Annotated in this window: 25 protein-coding genes; all 25 read right to left on the bottom strand. The window is 46.1% G+C overall.

Annotated elements, in window-relative coordinates; translation table 11 throughout:
- Nucleotides 1–24 precede the first annotated feature (24 nt).
- The gene (locus ACTO17_RS09825; RefSeq protein ID WP_120476826.1) at nt 25–414 is read right to left on the bottom strand and encodes a response regulator; all 390 of its coding nucleotides are present in this window, start codon (nt 412–414) and stop codon (nt 25–27) included.
- A gap of 171 nt (nt 415–585) precedes the next feature.
- Nucleotides 586–2910, bottom strand: a complete 2325-nt coding sequence (locus ACTO17_RS09820; protein WP_120476827.1) for an ABC transporter permease — start codon at nt 2908–2910, stop codon at nt 586–588.
- Nucleotides 2907–3590, bottom strand: a complete 684-nt coding sequence (locus ACTO17_RS09815; RefSeq protein WP_482557805.1) for an ABC transporter ATP-binding protein — start codon at nt 3588–3590, stop codon at nt 2907–2909. Before ACTO17_RS09815 ends, ACTO17_RS09820 begins: the two co-directional genes overlap by 4 nt.
- A 64-nt stretch (nt 3591–3654) precedes the next feature.
- On the bottom strand, nt 3655–4890 hold the full coding sequence (locus ACTO17_RS09810; RefSeq protein WP_482557804.1) for a sensor histidine kinase: 1236 nt from the start codon (nt 4888–4890) through the stop codon (nt 3655–3657).
- A 6-nt stretch (nt 4891–4896) separates the two neighbouring features.
- Nucleotides 4897–5586 carry a response regulator transcription factor gene (locus ACTO17_RS09805; RefSeq protein ID WP_120476830.1) on the bottom strand — a complete coding sequence of 230 codons (690 nt, stop codon included), beginning with the start codon at nt 5584–5586 and terminating at the stop codon, nt 4897–4899.
- 10 nt (nt 5587–5596) lie between these two features.
- A complete protein-coding gene (locus ACTO17_RS09800; protein ID WP_482557803.1) occupies nt 5597–6817 on the bottom strand; it encodes a hypothetical protein in 1221 nt (406 codons plus the stop codon).
- A complete protein-coding gene (locus ACTO17_RS09795) occupies nt 6798–7505 on the bottom strand; it encodes an ATP-binding cassette domain-containing protein (RefSeq protein WP_482557802.1) in 708 nt (235 codons plus the stop codon). Before ACTO17_RS09795 ends, ACTO17_RS09800 begins: the two co-directional genes overlap by 20 nt.
- Nucleotide 7506: 1 nt before the next feature.
- Nucleotides 7507–7683, bottom strand: a complete 177-nt coding sequence (locus tag ACTO17_RS09790; RefSeq protein ID WP_482557801.1) for a hypothetical protein — start codon at nt 7681–7683, stop codon at nt 7507–7509.
- 35 nt (nt 7684–7718) lie between these two features.
- Nucleotides 7719–8261, bottom strand: a complete 543-nt coding sequence (locus ACTO17_RS09785; RefSeq protein WP_482557800.1) for a GrpB family protein — start codon at nt 8259–8261, stop codon at nt 7719–7721.
- Nucleotides 8262–8311: 50 nt separating this feature from the next.
- The gene (locus tag ACTO17_RS09780) at nt 8312–8830 is read right to left on the bottom strand and encodes a GNAT family N-acetyltransferase (RefSeq protein WP_482557799.1); all 519 of its coding nucleotides are present in this window, start codon (nt 8828–8830) and stop codon (nt 8312–8314) included.
- A 3-nt stretch (nt 8831–8833) separates the two neighbouring features.
- Nucleotides 8834–9589, bottom strand: coding sequence for an N-acetyltransferase (locus ACTO17_RS09775; RefSeq protein ID WP_482557798.1), 756 nt, complete (start codon nt 9587–9589; stop codon nt 8834–8836).
- A 3-nt stretch (nt 9590–9592) separates the two neighbouring features.
- The gene (locus ACTO17_RS09770) at nt 9593–10348 is read right to left on the bottom strand and encodes a CPBP family intramembrane glutamic endopeptidase (protein ID WP_482557797.1); all 756 of its coding nucleotides are present in this window, start codon (nt 10346–10348) and stop codon (nt 9593–9595) included.
- On the bottom strand, nt 10345–10473 hold the full coding sequence (locus tag ACTO17_RS09765) for a hypothetical protein (protein ID WP_482557796.1): 129 nt from the start codon (nt 10471–10473) through the stop codon (nt 10345–10347). Before ACTO17_RS09765 ends, ACTO17_RS09770 begins: the two co-directional genes overlap by 4 nt.
- A gap of 107 nt (nt 10474–10580) precedes the next feature.
- A complete protein-coding gene (locus tag ACTO17_RS09760) occupies nt 10581–11423 on the bottom strand; it encodes a CPBP family intramembrane glutamic endopeptidase (RefSeq protein ID WP_120476837.1) in 843 nt (280 codons plus the stop codon).
- Nucleotides 11424–11487: 64 nt separating this feature from the next.
- A complete protein-coding gene (locus tag ACTO17_RS09755) occupies nt 11488–12231 on the bottom strand; it encodes a CPBP family intramembrane glutamic endopeptidase (protein ID WP_482557795.1) in 744 nt (247 codons plus the stop codon).
- A 47-nt stretch (nt 12232–12278) separates the two neighbouring features.
- Complete coding sequence (locus ACTO17_RS09750; protein ID WP_482557794.1) at nt 12279–13031, bottom strand: MBL fold metallo-hydrolase; 753 nt, start codon at nt 13029–13031, stop codon at nt 12279–12281.
- Between the two features lie 15 nt (nt 13032–13046).
- On the bottom strand, nt 13047–13292 hold the full coding sequence (locus ACTO17_RS09745) for a hypothetical protein (protein WP_120476840.1): 246 nt from the start codon (nt 13290–13292) through the stop codon (nt 13047–13049).
- 85 nt (nt 13293–13377) lie between these two features.
- A complete protein-coding gene (locus ACTO17_RS09740) occupies nt 13378–13863 on the bottom strand; it encodes a GNAT family N-acetyltransferase (protein WP_120476841.1) in 486 nt (161 codons plus the stop codon).
- A 56-nt stretch (nt 13864–13919) separates the two neighbouring features.
- Nucleotides 13920–14126, bottom strand: a complete 207-nt coding sequence (locus ACTO17_RS09735) for a hypothetical protein (RefSeq protein WP_120476842.1) — start codon at nt 14124–14126, stop codon at nt 13920–13922.
- A gap of 232 nt (nt 14127–14358) precedes the next feature.
- Nucleotides 14359–14775: a DUF6608 family protein gene (locus tag ACTO17_RS09730; protein ID WP_120476958.1), complete on the bottom strand. Its 417-nt coding sequence runs from the start codon at nt 14773–14775 to the stop codon at nt 14359–14361.
- Nucleotides 14776–14982: 207 nt separating this feature from the next.
- Nucleotides 14983–15486: a hypothetical protein gene (locus tag ACTO17_RS09725; protein ID WP_120476843.1), complete on the bottom strand. Its 504-nt coding sequence runs from the start codon at nt 15484–15486 to the stop codon at nt 14983–14985.
- 218 nt (nt 15487–15704) lie between these two features.
- Complete coding sequence (locus ACTO17_RS09720) at nt 15705–16274, bottom strand: hypothetical protein (protein WP_482557793.1); 570 nt, start codon at nt 16272–16274, stop codon at nt 15705–15707.
- Nucleotides 16275–16364: 90 nt separating this feature from the next.
- Nucleotides 16365–17693 carry a sensor histidine kinase gene (locus ACTO17_RS09715; RefSeq protein ID WP_120476845.1) on the bottom strand — a complete coding sequence of 443 codons (1329 nt, stop codon included), beginning with the start codon at nt 17691–17693 and terminating at the stop codon, nt 16365–16367.
- Nucleotides 17694–17719: 26 nt separating this feature from the next.
- Entirely contained in the window at nt 17720–18424 is a 705-nt protein-coding gene (locus tag ACTO17_RS09710; RefSeq protein ID WP_120476846.1) for a LytR/AlgR family response regulator transcription factor, read from the bottom strand.
- Between the two features lie 174 nt (nt 18425–18598).
- Nucleotides 18599–20971, bottom strand: coding sequence for an ABC transporter permease (locus ACTO17_RS09705; protein ID WP_482557792.1), 2373 nt, complete (start codon nt 20969–20971; stop codon nt 18599–18601).
- Nucleotides 20972–20978: the final 7 nt, after the last annotated feature.

Genomic DNA, 20978 nt, shown 5'->3' with positions numbered 1-20978 from the left:
TCAACTTTCAGATAGTACACCCGACTATAAAAAGCTAGGATGCTGTCCCTCGGTCAACTGTAGACCAGCATATTCTACCAACTTAGCCCGTAACAAGCTAGATTCCAGTTTATCCACACATAATGTTGCCCCCCTGTGCATGGCTTCTTTTTCGTAGTCTTCTTTTTCATGGCATGAAGCCAGGATAAAGGGAAGCGTTCCATATGCCGCCCGTACCATATCCAAAAGTTCTAATCCAGAACCATCCGGCAAATCAAGGTCACAACAAATCAGCAACGGTATTTCTTCTTTGATAGCTATCCGAGCCTCTTCCAAGGTGTTTGCCGTTTTCACTCTGTATCCCCGATTTTGTAAGTATTTTTGCAGACACCATGTATAGGCGCTGTCATCATCAACTAAAAGTATCTTTCTCATTTATTCACCTCCAGCATTAGCTTCTCTTTATCATATAATGCAAATGTCACAGAAATGTCCGAGCCTTTCATCCTATCAGCTTAAAAAGCCCTGAATTGTTACAAAGCTCGGACATTTCAAAAATTTTTGCCCTCATCCACATTGAACTGCGAATGCTCAATAAGATATTTGCTATTGCTGAAGCTTTATGGTATCCACAATGGACAGTTTTCCGATTTTTTTGATTGGCCGCCGGATAGCCAGCGCCGCAGATCCGAAACATAAAACGACGATCAGCAGCAGGGATACAGCCGGAAGCTGCCAGCTGGTCCCCCATTTACCGGCAATCAGGAACTGGAACATCATTTTATTTAATGGAAGCCCCAGGACACATCCGGTGACACATCCCAATACCGCATAGGTGACTGCTTCTGCAGCAATCATCTTATAGAGCTGCCCGGCCCCCATACCAATAGAACGCATCACGCCATACTGCCGTGTTCTTGCCGCCACACTGGCATTCATACTGTTAAAGATATTGAACACGGTGATCAGCGCAATGATGAGCAGGAACCCGTAAATGAACACTGCTCCTGTATAATAGGAACTCTGGGATTCCGAATTTGACAGACGTTTATCTGCAATGGAGCTATCCGGTGGAAAGAGGTTTCGTATCGCTGATACTGTCTCGTCACTGCCGCTGCCTGCAAGCTGTATATCCACAGCTGTATAGCCTGCCATACCAATGCTCTCTGTAAACAGCTGTTCTGAGCATATGATGTATCCAAGGCTTCCGGCCTCACTTGACGCATTTGTGGACGAAAGGATTCCCGCAATCCTCACCTGTCTCTCCCCCAAAGGTGTATGGAGCGTCACAGTGTCCCCTGCTTTCCATTGCATGCCGTCCCGGTAGGTGACTAAGATATCCCCGGCCCCTCCCTGCACAGACTCGGTATTCCCCTCGTTCAGTTCCTCTTCTGCCCATTTGAACTGGTTTTCTTCATAAGAAACCAACGTGGCCGTTCCGCTCTCGGTATCGGAAGAAACGGATAACCCGCTGTATTCCATTCTCCCGAAAGCACGTTTCACACCTTCCATTCCCGCGATTTCTTTTATTACAGAAGGCTCCAGTCCTGCAGCAGCTGTCACAGATACATCTCCTGCCCAGGGAGCCAGCGCAGGCATGCCCTGATCCAGGAAGACAACCATTACCTGGAAAGACAGGAAAAGCATGATGCTGATGGCAAAGGAACAGGTCATCAGGAATAAATTCTTTTTCCCGGACAAAGCATGGAACACGCCCATGCCTGTCTCCACATGGAACAGCTTCGTATTCGCCGCACGTTTATTCTCTGTCAGCTGGGAGCTTCCGCTGATTGCCGTGACAGGCGAAACCCTGGAGGCCTTTTTCGCCGGGGAAAGGGAAGCAAGGAGGACGATCAGAAAGCCCACCACGACCCCTGCCAGTATGCCGACGATACTGAATTCAAATAGCGGGACCTCTGAAAAACGGTCCCCGCTGATGGACCTCAGCAGCAGACAGGCAGCCCATGTCACAATCTGGCCTGCCAGCAGGCCGATGGGGACCCCCTTCGCGCTCTGTCTTAGCCCCTGCAGAATTACAAAATGCTTTACCTGTTTCCTGGATGCCCCAAGGCAGCGCAGCAGCCCATAAAACTGTGTCCTCTCCAATACATTGGTGTTAAAGCTTGCAGAGATCATCACCGTCCCCGCAATCAGGACAAGGAAAACAAGGATTGCCGCAATCAGATAGAGAGCCTGCATGATATTGCTCTCGCTTTGTCCCATCAGGCCTAATAAAGCGGTATTTTCTGAAATCTGGCCGTCAGAAAGGCCAAACTGAGCCTTGATTTCCTTTATGGCCTCCTGGATATGGGCGCCATCCTTAAACTGGATACGGTAGGTGGTTCCGTCTGCTGCATTTTCATCTGCAATGGCAAGGAAGCCATCCTCACTCAGCGCCATCCCGCAGATATCCGCTTTCAGCATGGAACCCATATCCGCAAGGGTCCCGGTAATCCGGTATTGTTTTTGTGAGCCGTCCGGAACCGTGACCGTCATGTTATCGCCAATTGACAGGCCCAACTGCTCCATGGCGCTTTCATTCAGCAATGCCTCGTCCGGCAGGGAAGGGTATACCCCGTCCGTCATATTCATTTCAGTCAGGGATTCCATTGTTTTTTCATCTGCCCCTACAAAGCTGACGGTCTTGCCGGATAACATCCCCGTACTGCCCTGGTAGACCCATCCTGATAAAGCCACATCAACCCTTGCCGATACCAGTTGTGCCGTCTCCTCATCCACATCATGGAGCGCTGCATGGTATTCGCCATTGGTCTTGATAAAATAATTTTTCTGGGAGCGCATCGCCATATCCGCCATACTGAAAATCGCCATCACAAGACATACGGAAAGCATAATGCACAATATGGATATCCGGTTGTTTTTGCGGTGTACCCTTTCATACTGGGGTATCAGCCCAAGATAACTTTTCATCTCGCTGCCACCCCCAAATCCCTTAGCCTGCCGTCCGTCATGCGCAGCACCCGGTCTGTTGCATCCGCATGGTTCTCATTGTGGGTAATCATAAGGATTGTCTGTCTGTATTTCGCCGACATAGATTTTAAAAGGGTGATGACCTCCTGGCCGTTTTTAGAGTCCAGGTTTCCGGTTGGCTCGTCCGCCATGATGATTGCAGGGCGGGCAGCCAGGGCCCTGCCGATTGCCACCCTCTGCTGCTGGCCGCCGCTCAGCTGGCTGGGGAGGTGCTTCCTGCGTTCTTTTAAGCCCAGGATTCCAAGCAGCTCCTCCACATACTTCTGGTCCGGCTTCTGGTAATCCAGCAGCAGGGGGAATGTGATGTTCTGCTCTACATTCAATTCCGGTATAAGGTTAAAGGACTGGAAGATAAACCCGATATTCTGGCGGCGGAATACCGTAAGCTTTTTTTCAGGCATGGAAAAAATGTCCTTCCCGTCAATCAGCACTTTTCCGGAGGTCGGGTTATCCAAGGCCCCCACCACATTTAACAGTGTGCTTTTCCCGGAACCGGATTCGCCTACGATTGCGATAAATTCCCCTTTGCCCACGGAGAAGGAAACATTGTCAAGTGCCCGAACTTGCGCTTCCCCTTTTCCATAGGTCTTACATAGATTCTGTACTTCAAGAATATTCATAATCATTACCTGCCTTTCGGGAACTAGCATACCCGATGGGTCTTACTCTCACATGAATTTCATCTTACTCTTTTGTAAGCTGGAAAAAGCTTAAGACGAATCTGCTGCCCTGCCCGACCTTGCTGGTTACGGAAACATTCCCCTGATGGGCTTCCACAATGGACTTTGCCAGTGGCAGCCCCAAGCCAATCCCATGGGTATCCTGAGAAAAACGGCTCCGGTAAAACCGTTTGAAGATATTATGGATATCCTCCTGGTGGATTCCTTTCCCGTTGTCCTCCACCATAATGTTCGTAAGAAGCGGCGTCCTCTCCCAGCTGACCACTATTTTCCCGCCTCTGCCAGTATGCTCAAGCGCATTTTTTACCACATTCCCCAAAGCTTCCGACATCCAGAGGGCATCACAATAAAGGGAGACATCGTGATTTCCGGACAACACAATCTCCTTCTCTTCCTGGGCGGCCAGTGTCTCAAAGCGTTCCGTCACGTCACGCAGGAGCATTTCAATGTTTTCCTCCTCTTTTTCCATCCTGACCACGCCTGCGTCCAGCCTGGCTATTTTTAAGAGCGTATAGACTACATCCTCCACCCGGCGTATTTCCCGCAGGGATTTCTGGCTGAATGCATGGATTGTTTCGCTGTCCGTACCCTCCTGCGCCATAATCTCATCATACATCTTAAGCGCTGCCAGGGGTGTCTTTAACTGATGGGAAACATCTGATATCATATCCTGCAGAAATATGCGTGTCTGTTTTTCATGCTCTGCCTGGGCAGAGAGGATGGCGGCAAGCTCATTGATCCTGTGGAACAGGCTGTACCAGTCCCCTGTTTCCTCACTGTCAATCCTCTGGCCCGTATCCCCCTCCAGGAACCGGGTAATCACGGTATCTGCCTTTGCAAGCGCCTTCCTTTGTCTCCGGATATAAATCCAGACTGTCAAAAAAACGGCCGCAAAAACGCTAAAAAGCATACCACCGAGCATAACGGCGGTACGCTTCTGGTAAGCGGCGACAGCAGGAACCATCCTGGGATCTGTATTTTCATGGTAGCCTGCTTCCTTAAGAACCTGCTTCCCGGCCTTCAGGTCAGAGTCCGTTTTGTCTTTTGTAAATGCGGCTGCTACATTTGAGTCCGGGTGGTTTACCAAATACCCTGCCATCCCATAATCATGTTCCACCATTGTTTTCTGGAAATCATTTGTCATATAAGATAAAAGGATGGCCATGCCTACCGCCGCAGCCATGCAGATGGCAAACAGCCAACACAGCATCCTCCTTGTTTCTTTTCCCATTCTTTTCATATCGCCTTACTCTCCAGCCCATTTATATCCAAACCCGATTTCTGTCAGGAGCTTTGTGGGGACATTAGGGTCATCTTCGATTTTCCGCCGCAGCCTGCGGATATAGACAGAAAGGGTATTGTCATCCACATAACTGCCGTTCCCATCCCAAAGGCGGTCTAAGATCATCTCCCTTGGCAGAATGCGCCCTGGATTCTTCAGAAACAGGCAGAGCAGCTTATATTCCACCAATGTCAGTGGCAGTTCTGTTTCTCCCTTCCAACAGACCCGCTCCGACATATCAATCCTGATTCCATTGGATTCCAGAATCATATCGCTCTTATTAAATTGTGCAAAGCGGCGCAGCAATGCGTTGATCCTCGAAAGGACCTCTCCCAGTTTAAAAGGTTTGGTAACGTAGTCATCCCCACCCATGTCCAGCCCTCTTATAATACTGATCTCTTCATCCGAAGCGGTCAGGTAAATAATCGGGACAGCAGAAGTCTTCCGTACTTCTTTACAAATATCAAAGCCTGTCCCATCCGGCAGCGTGACATCCAGCAGTAAAAGGTCATATCGGCCTGCCTGGAAGAATTGATACGCCTCCTTTACGGTGCGGGCGTTATCTACCAGAAAACCATTCTTCTCCAATGAATATTTCAGGCCTTCAATCAGGCTTAAATCATCTTCAACATATAATATCTTTTTTTCACTCATTTTTTATCCATCACTTCGGATGCCTCCGACATATAAAAAGTAAAATTGCAATTTCCACAGCCAGCAAAACCAATAAGACATATAACAGTACCAACCAAGCCGAGGCGGCTCCCGCAAGTAGGAGCATTACCACTGGAACCACATATTTCCGTGGATGGTGCCACAGGTCGCTTTCAATCTTCCAGCCCCGGATAGGATAAAACCATTCCAGCAGCACAGACAGCACCGCACTCTGCATGGCAAAGAAAACAGCCCCAGCAATCATCAGGACAGTGACGCTGCCGTTTTGTATCTGCCAGCTTAAGAGGAATATCACATCTGCAACCATATTACAAAGAAAGATAAACAGGCAGTATGGGATGCAGAAGCGCTGTTTCTGTCCGGGCAGAAAACGGACTGCCTGCTCCAGATCAGGGTCACAGGACAGCAGGATACAGATGGGCGTATTTAAGGATAGAATCGCAAAACCCACCGGAATCACGGACAGACCAGCCATTTCCTTTAAGAAACAGGGCAGCACAAGTGCTACGCACCACATCACAGCGGTATTGAGCAGATAATTCTTATGGCAGCTCAGATACCGGAAAAAATACCGCCACAGGGAAGCCTTCTTTCTCTGCCGGACCGCATGGCTTTTCTTACTCTCTTTCTGATAAAAAACGTATTCATCTGTTCTCCATAAAATCAAAACAGCAAACAGACCATTCACAAGTATCAACAGGTAAAACCATGTCCTGCTTCCCAAAAGCAGAATGGCAACCACAATGACAGCCGCCCAGAGTCCACCCACATACCAGTATTTTCTCACGGAATAAACCGCGGCAGCCATAAGGACTGCATGGATTATGCAGAGAATCATTCCCACGAGTTCTACCGGCTTCCAGGCAGAAACGGCCAGCAGGACCGCGAAAAGCAGCCCTGTCTTTGTGAGAACCGTATAGGCGCCCAGCATCCCCACATAGGAGAAAACAAACTCCCGGCGTCGATGCGGCAACATCAGCATAGCCGTAAGCTCCACCGCGTTATCCTTGGAAGAAAGAGCCTGCCACATCACACCTGCAGTAAAGGCGCTGATCATCAGAACCCGGATAAACGATGCAATCTGCACCTGAAAACCGGCAATGCACAGTCCCCAGAATACAATCATATCCATGAAAAGAGTCCGGGGCAGCCGCTCATATTTTGCCCCAAACAGCTTTTTGGCAAAGGCTTTACCTGTCATTTTCATCATGCAGAGCCTCCCGGATATCTTCGGCATTGATCTGCCCGCGTTCAAACGTCTGCCGGATCCTGCCGTCCTCCAGGACAAATACCCGGTCAGAAGTCAGCGTGATGCTCTCCAGGATGTGGGAGGAAAACAGCACGGTTCCATGCTCCTTATACCCTGAAATCTGCTCATACAGGTATTCCGTGCTCTGGAAGTCCAGCCCGTTCACCGGCTCATCCAGAAGGAGCAGTCTGGGTTTCAGGGCAAAGGCCGTAATCAGGAATGCCTTTTTCCGGTTTCCGGTTGACAGCTCTCTTAAAAGGGTATCCGTATACTCTTCAAAATGGAAGCCCTGTATCAGCTCCGACACATCCGGCACCTCTTTCCCATAGGCGGCGCATACATAGGCCAGGTATTCCCGGAAAGTAAAATACGAGAAAGAATTGTCCTCGGCAAACACCGTATAGCGGCAGAGCTTAAAATCCCGATCCCGGAAGTCCACAGGGGAGCCGCAAAAGCAGATACCCTCTGAACGGAAGGTAGGGAGCAGTCCGGAAAGTACCTTCAGAAATGTGGTCTTTCCGGCCCCGTTCAGCCCGATCAATCCTGCCACTTCATGCTCAGCCAGCGCAAAACAAAAATCCGAAAGTATCATTTTCTCGTTGCTGTACCATGCACTTAAGCTTTTCACAGTCAGGAGCGCTTCTCCCATCTTACCTCCCCCCTTTGCCGTCCTTTTCTTTTTTCCATATGGTATATGCGGAATACAGGAAGGCACCTGCTAAAACTATGTAAAGCCCCATCATCGGGAAGTTCCCCGATATCCCACATATAATGGCTGCAACCAGCCAGATTAGTCCAATGATTCCTCGAATATAAATATGACGCATTGTTTTTTACCTCCTTCATCGTCTCTTTGTGTTCTCTATGTATCCTGCCGCTGTCTCCATACATATGCTTCTTTCAGCAGGCATTCTATGCATTCCTGCTTGCCTTCCGTATAGCTTCTTCGGTCATCTGGAAATTGTAATGCCAGTTTTTTCTTACAGGCATCATATCGCATGGCTTTATCAGGATTGCAATTCAGGTAATCCCGAAAATTGATATAGTTCTTCCATTCTGTCCCATTCCATTTGACTGCATGGATATGATGTGTGCGCATATCTTTTTCAAAATCACCCATTACAAATAGCATTTGCCCGGCAACATCTTCACCACGAAAAATAAAACCGTGTTCTTCCAACAGTTGCATATAAAGTGAAATATCATTCAAATCACGGAGGCCAATCACAATGTCAATAATTGGTTTTGCATAAATGGAATGAATCGCAGTGCTTCCCACATGCTGGATATCAACAGCGGCATTTCCGAAAAGTTTCTTCAATTCCAAAATTACATTTTCGGCATTTTTATCCCATTCCTCCTGATGGGATGAAAGCTCTACGCTTCCTCTTTTTAATCCTATCATTCTTCCCCCAGGCAGCTTGCAGCTCTGCCGTATCCATTGTACCAGTATGGCTATTCCGACAGGGCGATCCTGTAAATATCCGCCTGTTCTCCATCAATTTCAAAGCTTCGCTCATAGACTCCGCCATTCCGGGTGATTGTTTTAACCGAAGGCTCATTCTTCCTTTCCACAGAAAGATACAGTTCGTTCATACCGGCCTTTTTGGCAGCCTCCAATAACTGCCGCAGCATTTCCGTAGCGAAGCCTTTTCTTCTTTCTGACGGTCGGACGCTGTAACCGCAATGGCCGAGATCCTTCAGAAAATCGTTCAGCGTATGCCTTAAATCAATGATTCCCACAATTCTATCCTGATCATCAACGGCAAAGAATGTGTCTGTTATGACCCAATTCGGATTAACGGTCTCTTCTTTCGTATTTGCGTCTATGGATCTGCACCATTCTGTGTAATCATCCGTTTTATCAAATAATTCACTTCCGTTGATGACAAATTCCCCATGATCAAAAAATTCCTGTCTGAACTCTATAGCCTGTTCTTTCATCGCTTCTGTTGGTCTGACTAATCGAATCATTTTTCACACTCCTTTATCTGTTAAAATTTTATCAAATTTCTTCTCCGACAGGATTTCATGTGTCACAAACTGCCCGTCATAGAAAAGGGAAAAGGTTGTAAAGGGCGAGGGACACCTTTGCGCATCCTCTCTGGTCTGAATATGTACAGATTGAAATACAGCGTTCCTGGCCTTTGCCATCTCCTCCAGTATCGGTACATATTTGGCCGTAAAGGGGCATTGGTTTGTATAATACAATACAAATCCTTCCGGCATATCTTTCTGCCTGCCCACGCTGTCCCGGAAACGGGGAAGGGAAGCATCCTCCTCAAAGGGCAGATACATCAGCTCAAAATAAGGCTCAGCCGTATCCGCTGTCCGAAAGCCTTTATACCTCATATACTTTGGGTCAGAAAGGAACCCCATTTTCTTTTTGGAGGACAGGATCACAAGACCCTTTTTCCCTTTCTCTTTACTGTCTTTGATACATGCATCCAGCAGAAGGTTCGAGTATCCATGCCCCTTGAACTGCCCGGATATCCACAGACAGTCAATATACATGTAGTCCTCCGCCTCGATGGGCACCCATGCGTATTCCGCAGGGATATACTCAATGAAGCATTTCCCCCGGACATTGCCTTTCAAGAATACAAGCCCTTCGTCCAGCCTGTCTTTCAGCCAGTTCTTTTTGGACATGACCTGAATATCTTTGTTATTGGAGATCGCACAGCAGATATGCTCCCTATCAAGATTTTCGTGTGTCAGTTTTACAAGTTCCATATTCTATTGCCTCCTTTGATCTGCATTTCGATATAATAAAAGGATCAACCCAATAAACACCAGTGTGACAGTTGCCGCTATGGTGGAACTGCCACGCATAACGGGGAACTGCTCATATTTCAGCATATAAGTAACAAAAGCATTCGGCAGGTTCACAAAGAAGGATACCATCAGGTTATTACCAGATAGCTTGTATGCAGCCGCAAATCCGGCCCCTACTGCAAACAGCAGAAGAATGTCCTCCCAGGTGCGGAATCCCGGATAGCCCAAATGGTAAAGGGAGAACATTGCCCCGGAAACCAGAATTGCAGGTACCCATCCAAATTGCTGGTCGATCCGGCTCTGCACAAATCCGCGGAATAAAAATTCCTCAAAAAACGTGGTCATAATCAGCGGCACAATTCCCATAGGCAGCAAGCGCCAGGGGATCTGCTCACCGACAGCCATCTTTGGGATAAGCTGCCCTCCAACGGAAAATACCACAAAGGCAGCCAAAACAACCCATTGCCGTATGCCCGGCTTTTTGAAACCGACTTCTGCTAATACTCTGCCAGAAGCCGGTACTCCATTTTCCTTATACAAACAGTACAGCGGAATCAAAAGGCTGAATACCAGCCCATACAGGAAATTGTAAAAAATAAAATATAGTATGGGCGTTGGATTTAGATTCGCTGCTATAATGCAGATAATCAGCATGATTTCTATGCCGGCTGAAATCAGGAGCGTTTTTCCTTTTCCCCTGTTTGCTGCTTCCTTCATCCTAACCACCCCTGGTAAAACGCGACCGCTCCAAAAATTGCGCCTACAACCATCGCCGCTAATGTTACAACAATTATGACAGGGTGTTCTTTCATCAGTTTCCCTAATTCTTTTAAATCGTCCATTGAATTTCTCCTCCTCGTTCTACAATCAAAAATTTATCGTTTTATTTAACTCAGTGATAAATTCCTTTTCATCATTCAAATCTCCTCGTATTAGTAAATTTTAATTATCAGTTTCCGTTTCTGTTCTTGTAATAATAAACCATCAACACAAAAACGAAAGAAATAATCTGTGCAACCAAAATACGGACGATTTGTAATTCGTCTGCGCCATTTTGCGAAACTACATGCAGCATATTAGTCGCAACGGTATTATTGAACAAATGGTCGCCAAGCCCTGCCCACAGATTTCCCGTAATGCGGTAAAGAAGCCCCCATTTGATTCCCATAATTCCGGCAAGGATAATATAACCGATGGCCATCAGAAGCATTGCCGCAAATGACATTTCGCCATTCACATAGCTTCTGATCGGCATTACAATGTGCCAGATACCAAATAGAAACGCGGCAATAAAATTCGCCTGCATAAATGGCTTTGTTTCAGAAAACGTTTTAATAAACAGACCGCGAAAAACACCTTCCTCCATCCATACGTTGATAACATTGAACAGTACGCATAACAGAAAGAAAACAAAATCCGTATTTTTGATCTGCGAGCCGGTTAAAGAAAAACTGCTGATATAGATTTCCAAATGCGCAGGATTGCCTTGCAGAACTGAAATTGCCAATTCCAACCCAAACGAAACGGCAAAGCAAACGGTTCCCAATAACAAGCCTTTCAAAATACCGCTTACCAAGCCGTTTTTTTGAAATCCGATATCACCCCATGTATGATTTACCTTTTTCAATACCAGCGCCAATAAGATAATCCCAACAACTTTATGGAGCACATTTTCTCCAATAGCTGTTTTGTCTGTTTCAATTAGAAAGTATTCCACAAACCTTACAGACAAGCAAAGCATGAAGATTATCATGCATAAATTAGTTGGTTTGCATTTTATGTTTCTTTCCATATATAGCTACCTCCATCAGCACCAATTTCTTTTTCATATGCAACTTCCTGTCAAATGGAATTTGTCAATCAAAAAACTTTTTTGCCGATTTTTTATATAACAGAGTGCCAGCAGAAATTACAATTGCCAATATAACAACATTATATTGCATTGGTGCCAAATAGCAGATATTAAAGGCTGCGTGTATCATAGTAGTAAGCAGAATATTTTTGCATTGGTAATAGGTCATTCCCAAACCGACAGAAACAATTACTGTCCATATACAGAGCCAAACAATCTGTCCAAAACTTAATGAATTTCTGATTATCCACATTGGCATATGCCACACTGCCCAGACAGCGCCAACAAATATAACGCTGATGATTTTTTTCTTAAAAGGCGACCGTTCAAGCAAAAATCCCCGCCATGCTATTTCTTCAACAAGTGCTGTTATCAGCAGATATATACAGTTTGCCAATAGTGATGCTGATGACAAATAAATATTTACGTTCACTCCCGTTATAAGCGAATAGCAATAAGAACAGAATATCCCCGCAGCCATACATACAGCCCATATCAAAACATGTTTGGCCGTTATCTTCCCTGAAAACATCTGTAAAAAGTACACCTTGACATTCTGCTCGCAAATCAGCAGAAAAACAGCAGCTATCGAGGGGATGCACACATATAAGTATTTTACGTATAACAATATATTGGGAATAATAATTCCGTTTTGTTCTAGCAATGTAGGTACATAGCATATAAACGATAAAACATATACAACAGAAACCCATAATGTGAGTTTCAACTTATTTGTGTATCTCGCCATCACAATTTCTCCTTGCAGTACGAAAATCTTACAGCAATTCCGATTTCTCATTCTCGGCAAACTCCCGATAAACTGGAAGTTATTGAATCGGTAACAATTCCATACTTTTTGCCCGATTTAGATTTTTTTTTAAGATCACCATATGCAAACGGCCTGCCATGTCCCGGATATATCAGATTCGGTCTAACGGCAATGATTGTCTCCCATGATTGCAGAAAAGCCGTTTTGTCCTCTGCCCAAATGGTTATTCTGTGTAAACTTGGCAAACCATTCATAGCAGCATCACCGCAGAATAGAGAGCCGTCATTTAGCAAAAGAGAGATAGAATCGGCGGTATGACCGGGAGTATCAATAATTTTTCCTTGCAGTAAAAGTTCCACTTGCTTACGGTTTTGTTCGGTCACTTGAATACATCTACATTGATATTCTTGCTTTATTGAGGGAAACAAATGCTTACCTTTGCCAACGAACTTCATTAAATAACAAAAGAACAAGGCAATCTTAGTTGTGCAACCGCCATGAAAAGAGTTTTGCCCTCTATATAATCTTTCTAATGCTTTGTCGCTCATAACGATTTGGAGGTCAGGGCATTCCGAAAGTACTTCATTCAGATAACCTGCGTGGTCATCGTGAGCGTGTGTCAAAAAAATATATCGTATCTGTTGAGGGGATATTTGCATCTTTGCCAGTTGCTTTTTAAAAAGTGCAAATCCGCTTTCATACCCTGTATCAATCAGCACATACCCATTGTCAAGTGGATATATCCAATTATTTACTATTCTGCTTCCTGCATTGAGCATAGATGTTTCCTCTTTTCATTCTTCTTTCTTTTGCTGTTTTAACTTTCTCCAAAGGAACAGCTTTAGGATAATGGCTATTATCAAAGGAACAATCGTATATATGCCATAATACAAAATGCCTGTGTACCATGGTGCCGATTGCATATCATATAACCCAGGATGCGTCCTGTAATCCAGACATACATAGATTACATACCCTGCAAAAGCTCCAATAAATGAGCAAATCAGTATATTCAAAATTCCGTTCAGCTTCTTTAACATAGAACAAGCCTCCATACCCTGATTTTCTCTAAATTTCTTTGATTCAATGCATCGGTGAAGCTTTCCATTACGAAGGCTCCTTGCTTTATTCATCAATCTCAATCATTCGTTTATATACACCAAAAGATTTTTCATCAATCATAATTGCGCCCACACATTTTTTATAAAAGCTGACGGCAGAGTTTGTGGGCCATCCAATAATGGCATACGCATAGCCAAGTTCCCGCATGGATTCCAGAGACTTAAACAGCAAGGCTCTTCCTACACCCTTTTTTCTTTCACTTTCCAACACAGCCATAGGGCCGAAAAAATTTCTGGCTGTCGCCTCATAACATGCGAAACCGATAAGTTCCTTTTCTCTGGTCACAATATAACAGGTGACAGGGTTATTAGAAAAAGCGGCCTGTACTTCATCTGAATAATCATCTTTTGCACATGTCCTGGCGAAAGCGATAATCCTGCTCCTGTCAGGCGCCAATGCTTTTTTGATTCTGATGCCACTTTTCAATAAACTTTCTTCTATATCATGTGAATGGGGTATATTGTATAGTTTAACAAGCATATCCGCCATATGATTACCTCCCAGGATACCGGTTGTAATTTGTGTTTCCCAGAAAACGGAGGTAATCAGCCATCCTTATGAAAGAATACTGTCTGCTCTTTCATGGATATTTTTCCGACCTCCCAGCCATATTCCACAAGCTCTTTCTTATATTTCAGGAAAGAGTGGTCAATCGGTATCCCTGCAATCTCCTGGATCTCCTCAAAAGTCAACTGAAAAGATTCTTTTCCGCTTTTCTGCACATATTCCCACAAAGCGTTATATTTACTCATGGCCATTCTCCTCTCTAATGATTACAAAAATTCAGAACTTTCTGAATTTTTGTCCCGCTTTACAGAACCTGAAAAAACACGGTTACGAACATGATGATTCCTACCACAATGGCTGCTATGCCAAAGAAACAGCTTCTCCTGTTTCCATTTTTTCCATCGACAATCCAAAGCAAACCGCGCAGTATAAGAAGTAATCCTACAAAAATCGGAATAAATTTATGAACAGCCTCTGTCATTCCTTTTTCCCTTTTCCTTCCTGTCCTCTTTTTTTCTTAAAAACATAAACGACAGTATTGATGATACATAACAGCACAAAAAGACCCGTAAAGTTAATCCAAATATCTCTGTATGCAGTTTTCGCCAAAGGTTCCCGCAGTCCGCTGAACCAGACATAGGCGAACGCCAACATCTGAGAGGGAATATACGCAATCAAATATCTGAGAGCCAAAGGCTTAACAGGCAGATTCGTACATAACTCAAATGCTGCTATCCCGATCAGGAGAATCATAGCCCTGTCTAATTCGTGCCAGTTACCGCTTGGGTCTTCATATACGCCGTTACAAAGATACAAAACGCTGCTTAACAATGTAATTGCTGTATATATCACCGAATAAATCGACACGATACGGGTCCACTTTTTCTTATTCATTTTCTTCTCCAATCTAAACAATCCAAACGGCCGGATCCATTCCAACCGTTTATCTCCACCTAATACGAATACCATTGGTGACTGCGCTTTCTTAATGTCAGCGTTTCTCACCGCAGATATGTCCCCATTTTACTGGTAATCAGGCACCCTGGCAGCTTCGCTGCCAGGGATTATCTTTTATCATTCAAAACAACCCGATGACAGCATCTATACTGAAACAGAAATATTTATGCCAGATTCCGATTTCGAGGCTTCCCCGATTTTCGTATAGATTACAGGTTCCATCTTAATAGCATCCGCTGTCTCTTCCACAGGGATGCCGTTGTCTGCACCAGTCTGAACCGAATCGGTCTTTCCGTCCAATGCGGCCTTCCCATTTTCGCTGATGCTGACGGTATCCGTATCCTCTTTCCGGCTTTCCGCTATCCTCTTTTCCAGCTCCTCGCGCTCTTCCTTGCGCTTCCTGATGGCATTTTCCTGCTCCGTCTTCGCTTTTTCCCTCGCTTCCTTTGCATCCTCCTCCATTCCTTTTTCGGCTTTCTTCTGATAATCCTCCGCTTTATCCGCAAATTCACCGACATATCCCATTGCCCGTTCCATAACGGCTGTATCACCTCTCCGCTCTGCGTCTTTATAGACGCGGAAAGGCGTATTCAGTAACTTCATATTCATACTTGCCCCTGCAAGGCCTTCCATTGTTTTCGTATGCATAAAAAGTCCCTCCTTTGAATTCTTCCTGCCACAATACTTTTTAAGAAATTCATACAATAGAATCCACGCTTCGCGAGTCTTCTACAATAAAATCTAAAAGAAGATTTTATTGTAATGTATTGTCATGAATGATGCTGCCATTTCAAAAATACCGGAAAACAGTGCGCATTTGCCACCATCTCCCGGTATTGATACCACACTAAAAATCCAAATCTCTTTTATTCTGATACTTCAGATACAGAAGCATTCTGCCGCCTGTAGGTATCATTGTCTTTCTGGCTTAACTCGTTTTCTACCTGCGCCAGCTTTTTCTCCAGTTCCCGGATCTTCTTTTCATCTCCGGAAGCTGACTGGATCTGCTGTTCCAACTGTTGCTTTTTCTCTTTCAGCTTCTTGATTTCCCTGTCAACCTTATCGGTATTCGTGACACATTTCTCCGCCGGCTTTCCCTGGCCGCCCCCGCTTACCTTCGGCCCTTTTCCATCTTCGCCTTCCCCGGAACGGTCATCCTTTCCATCTGCATGGTCAGCTTTCGGGTCATCAAAAAAGATTTTCCGGTTGCCGTTCTCGTCCTGGCCTACCCGGTACAGTCCCGTAGGCTTTTTTCCCGACTTTTCACTGCTGATGTATTCGTCCTGTGGTTCGGACAGCCTGCCGGATTTTTTCTCCTCTGCAGCCTTCTCGGCTTCCTTTGCTTCCTTCGCCCTCTCGGCGGCCTGTTTTTCCTTCACCCTTTCTGCGTAGTCGGTTCTGGAATGTTCATAGTTTCCATTCACCTGCATTGCCATAAGCACGTTCCTCCTTCAATTTGATATTGTCAGGCAGCCGCCCCTACAGACAGCTTCCTTTTTCTTTTTTCGGCTGTAGAAAGTAACGCGTTAATCCATTTGCTGTGGGATACCTTCTGGGTGCTGTGAAATGATCAGCAGCACATGGAGGACAAATTTATTCTCCTGTGCCTCTATACTCATGGCGCCGCCATATTTTTCAGCCACCTTCTTTACGTTTGACAGGCCTGTCCCTTTTTTGAACGCGCCTTTCTCATGGAAGCTGTTTTCTATTTCCATCATAAGGAAATCTCCCTGGATACGCCCGGACACATGGATATATTTTTCCATACCGGCATCCAGCCTTTTTACTGCCTGAATCGCATTGTCCAGTGCATTTGACAGGATAATGCAGATATCAATGTCCTTAAGGCTGCAGGGATATGGCAGAAGGAGGGAACAGTCCACATCGATCCCCATGCTTTTGGCAATCCCCAGCTTGTTTCCCACCAAAATATCCACTACCGGGTTATTGGTACTGCAGGGGAATGACATTTTTTCCGCCATATCGTCCATATCTTCCATATAGCTTACCGCTTCTTCCAGTTTCCCGCTCTGCAGAAGATTTTTCACCACTGCGATGTGGTTCCTGATGTCATGGCGGAAGGACTTTGTTTCATCGTAACGTGTCTTCGCTTCCTCCACATACTGGTTCAGGGAATGTTCTTCCTGTTCCAGCAGTGAAATTTCAGTGCTGAGACGGAAATTCTGCTGCAGCTTCTTATAAGAGAACAGAATGCAGAACAAGCTTAAAAGTCCCAAAAGATGCATTGCAAGCAGCTGCCAGTGACTCAGCAGATACTCGAAAGATCCATCCTCCTCTAAGACTACAAACTGGTAATCAAATGAAAGCGTATTAATGTACTCACTCATAATAAAGATCATCAGGACCGGAATGAAAACCAGAAACATTTGCTGCATTTCCGATGCGGTATAGTCGGAAAAATAGCGATACACCATATAATAGCAAACCCCTGTCAGCAAAAGTGACGCAGCCTCACTGGTCAGCATAGCCGCAATACCGGCCGTATCATAGAAAAAATTTGGCAGCCATGCGTATAACAGGCCTATCAGAGATTTCACAATCCCATAGCAGAGCAGCATGATTTCAGTTGTCAGGGCTGCATACAGAAGGGAAGACTTAAAATCCGCATGGCAGACCAAGATCCCACATACCGTAAGAAGAAATACCATCGCCACGAAGCCGGTCACCGTGCCAACGGAAAGAAAGCGGGTGACAATCACCGCACATACTCCAAACAGGAAATAAAACGGGGGCAAAAGTTTCTTTTTCAGGATTTTTGCCATAAAATAAAACTGAAAGGTTCCCTCAATGAGGCCTATCACATATATATTGAAAAAATCTAAGTACTCAGCCATGTTACCAGCCCCCATATCTAAAATTCTCAAATGTTCTTCATATACTGTAGAACAACGCCGGAGAACTCCTTGCTCCGCAGCCGTGATACGGGAATCTCCTTGCCATTATCCATACAGGCCGTCCCGTTTTTATAGCCTTTTAAATGTTTCAGATTGATAAGATAGCTCCTGTGGCACCGGTAAAAACGGTTATCCAGCTTTGTTTCCAGATTTTCAATCCGTTCATAATAATCAACAACCTCGCCGGAAGCCAGGTTCAGATATATTTTCCGGTCTATAATCTCACAGAAGACAATCTCATCCTTTGGGATGATGCGCCCCTCATATCCCTTTTGCACCAGCAGGCTGTCTTCGCTGGCGTTCTGCATGGAAGCGTAAAGGCGGTCCATCGTCTTTTCAAACTGCTTATCATCCACCGGCTTGACCAGATAATCGTAGGCCTGTACCTCAAAAGACTGGAACACCATCTCTTTCAGTACCGTAATAAAGACTAAAAAGCCCCGGAACTGATCCGCCCTGAGTCTCCTTGCCGTCTCCATGCCGTCCATGTCCTTCATCTGGATATCCAGAAACAGGATGTCGATCTGCCCATTGTAGTTCAGCAGCTCTTCGCCGCTGGAAAACATACGGAGGCTGATCTCCCGGTTCTTTTTACGAAAGAAATCAGAGACCATTGACCTTATATGCTCAGACATATGTTTTTCATCATCACAGATTGCAATACGGATCAATGCGCCACCTCCTCGTCATTATATCGCCAGCGGCAAAAGATATACTTTTGCCGCTGCCATAGACAGACATTTTATTATAGCCTGTCGGAAACGCCAAAACAATTTGATTGCTGTGAAATGTTTACCTGTTGCTGTGAAATGCTGAATAAAAACCGATCAATCCCTCCATCGGAATCACTCCATCGCCCGCATCTGCTCTATCAGGGATTGCTTTTTCTGCCTGCGCACCATCCAGACAGACAGGATCGCCTCCATGCCAAACAGCACAAGGAGGAACAACCCCATTTGCAGGAACGGGAACTGGTATGGGACAACTGTACCGGCAAAGGATTTTTTACTTACTTCCGCACAGACTGCCACGGAAAGCGGCAGCCCCAGAATCAGGACTGTAAGCGCCGCAAAAAATGCATAGCACATCCCCTCAATGATATTCATCCAGCATAGCTGCTTCCCGGTCAGGCCAATGGAACGCAGAATACTGTTCTCCTTTTTTCTGGACATCTGGTTGGAAAGTGTCGTATTGATCAGATTGACGACACCAAACAGGAAGACCAGCCAGGAAAGAGCCTGCAGGCTGCCAAAAATAATGCTGCTCTGCATTTTCTCATATTCGATATGCGCCTCTATGGTATCCAGTCCAAGATTGCTGCGGCCGGATACAATCTCCTGCAGGCTGCTTTCCACAGACTCTGCTTTTTTCGGGTCACTGGCAATGCTCCAGGAATAGTCAAAGCTTTCGATTTCGGGATGCAGGTCAAGAAACAGGCCTTCCGGCGCGAACAGGGCTACGGAATCCATGGCAAGCGCGCCATGTCCGTTTGTCGTCTTCGCCGTGTCAAACAGTCCGGAAATGGTAACTGTCACGGTTTTCTGGCCCAGGGTCAGTTCCATGGCGGTACCAACATCCATATCAGCATGATGCTTCTGATAGTTTGTGCCCAGAAGGATACTGTGGGCATCCGCCGGCATGGCGCCGGATACCAGTGCCGCTTCCACATCCATACGGTTTGTGTCCGTCAGCATGTCGCACATACCGGCCTCGGCACTTTCAGGGAGCCCGAATTTTGCGTGCAGGGATCGGCGGGTGACCAGCACAGACCTCACCCCGTCCACAGAAAGAATTTCCTGTTTCAGTTCTTCATCCAGCGGATTGCCGGCAGCCATAACCTCTTCCTCCGGCTGCTCTGAGGACAGATATATCTTATAATTCCCGTCCGGGAAAAACAGCCTTGCGGCCTGCTCCGGTGAGCGTGCCAGGGCCATGGAGGATACCACCAGAAGAAGGATTCCGCCCAGGCTTAAGGATACTGCAATGCTCACTGACTTTTTGCGGTCGCGTCCAAAATTTGCAAATCCCATGGATACGGGACTTAGTTTCCGGTATTTCTTTCTGTTGTGTACCTTTTCCTGACCTGCTGAAAAACGCATTGCCTCCAGCGGTGAAATGTTGGCAGCTATTTTGACCGGTCTGCGAACCGAGACAGATACCATGACCCAACAGACCACCACGGTCAGAAGTACAGCTACCCCATAATACCCCCCATGGAAACCTTTTGGAAACAGGAGCAGGCCGCCGCCCACGCCCAGCAGGATGCCGATCAGGATCCCAATGCCGCCCAGCCGTCGGCTCTCCTTTTTCACAATGCGCCGAATCTGTTTCGGTGTTGCGCCGATGGTACGGAGCTGTCCATAGCTTTGTATTTTGTCGTTCACAGAAATACGGAATATACTCTGGATGACTACATATCCGCCGGCAAGCACGAGGGCAGATATACTGAAAATGGTTACAAAGTCAATGGACTTTGAATTAGAAGCAAAATAATTGCTGTTCATCCCTACATGCGCAGAGCCAAACTGCGCAGCAATCTCCCGGCAGTGGGCAGCCATGGTTTCCTGGTCAAACTGCCTGTCATTTTTGAAATGCACATAGGCACGGTACCCGTAAGGCTCAAATCCGACCCACTGTGTTAAGGCCTCTTTAGAAACAGCAACGGCACATAGATTCGCTTCCTTTTCTCCCACATTAGACAGGATTCCGGTCACGGTATAGTCTCCATGAAAACTCTCGGTATCCAATCGAACCGTCTCACCAATTTTAGCATTCGAGCCGTAAGCGGAAAGAAAATATTCACTGACAGCGACTTCATTTGCCTGTGCCGGGAGTTCTCCTTTTACCAGCTCCATCTGGCTGCGGGCAATATACACCATGTCACTGTCGCAGTACACATAGGAGGCATTGTATCCCTGCTTGGAATGCTCCTGCCCCAGTAAATAGTATTCACCCACGCGGGCAAACTCCGGCAGCTCCTTCAGAGCCGCAACCCCGGATTCATCCATGCCGTCAAAAACCGCTTCATAGGTATCAGCCACCTGATTACGCTGGATCTGTGCAACTGAGACGGATATGACCGCTGACAGGCAAACCAGGAACGCCGCCAGAGCGACGGCGACCACCACCATCAGGTTCCGGCGTTTCTCGCTTGAGAGGCTGCGCTTCGCCAGTTTCTTCACAATGGCGCCGGTGTCATTTTCAAAAGGCCATGTCATGTCCTCC

The sequence above is a fragment of the Petralouisia sp. genome, assembly GCF_056822245.1.
The sequence above is the reverse complement of the archived record's forward strand: the minus strand, read 5'-3'. Positions and strand labels throughout refer to the sequence as shown.